The following is a 744-nucleotide window of genomic DNA, read 5'->3' as shown; positions in this document are numbered from 1 at the left end:
GCGGACGGCCGGGCACCCGGCGTGCCCAGCGCCCACGCCGGGTGCGCCGGGCGCAACCGCGCCGGCCATGACACGGGCGCCCGCCCGAAGGCCGGCGCCGGCCCCTCCGTCGATCTGCTCCCTACGGCCGTCGACGTCCACGGGCGCGCGTCCGCCTGATCCCGCCGACCGCCGTACCGAGCTCCCCGGAGTAATCGAACGGTATCTGCACACAATTCGTACGCGGTCCGTACTCGACACGTACTCAATCCGTACGCTTCACGCTATAGTCGAGGAACAGGAGGCCCTCCATGTCCGAATTGTTCGACCGGGTCGACGCGCTCCTCGCGTCCCGTGCCCCACTGCCGCCACCCGAGGAGCGCAGGCGTCTGCGCAAGGCCCACGGCCTGACGATCGACGAGATCGCCACCGCGCTGCAGGTGCGCCGGGCCACGGTCAGCGGCTGGGAGGCCGGCAAGACCGAACCCCGCCCGCCGGAGCGTGACGCGTACGCACGTCTCCTCGACGGACTCTCCGAGCTGTACCCCGCCCCGGCCGACGCCAGTGCCCAGGACGAGGACACGGCGACACCCGAGACCACCACCCCGGCGGCCCCGGTGCCGGAGGCGCGGCCCCTGTCCACGGGCCGGGAACCCGAGGCCGTGACCATGGCCGGGACCACCACCCGGTCCCGTCCGGCCGCGGCGCCGCACACCGGGCCGTCGACGACGCCACGGCGCCCGGACGCGCGGAAGGCGACCCCGG

1 protein-coding gene is annotated in these 744 nt (G+C 74.6%); it reads left to right on the top strand.

All coding sequences use genetic code 11. The features are described 5' to 3' along the window. Positions 1-290 precede the first annotated feature (290 nt). Positions 291-744 (top strand): helix-turn-helix transcriptional regulator (locus B7767_RS40805; protein ID WP_143652950.1); only part of this gene is annotated, 454 nt, incomplete at its 3' end.

It is taken from the genome of Streptomyces sp. 13-12-16 (assembly GCF_002114215.1).
In the GTDB taxonomy this organism is placed as follows: Bacteria; Actinomycetota; Actinomycetes; order Streptomycetales; family Streptomycetaceae; genus Streptomyces.
The sequence above is the reverse complement of the archived record's forward strand: the minus strand, read 5'-3'. Positions and strand labels throughout refer to the sequence as shown.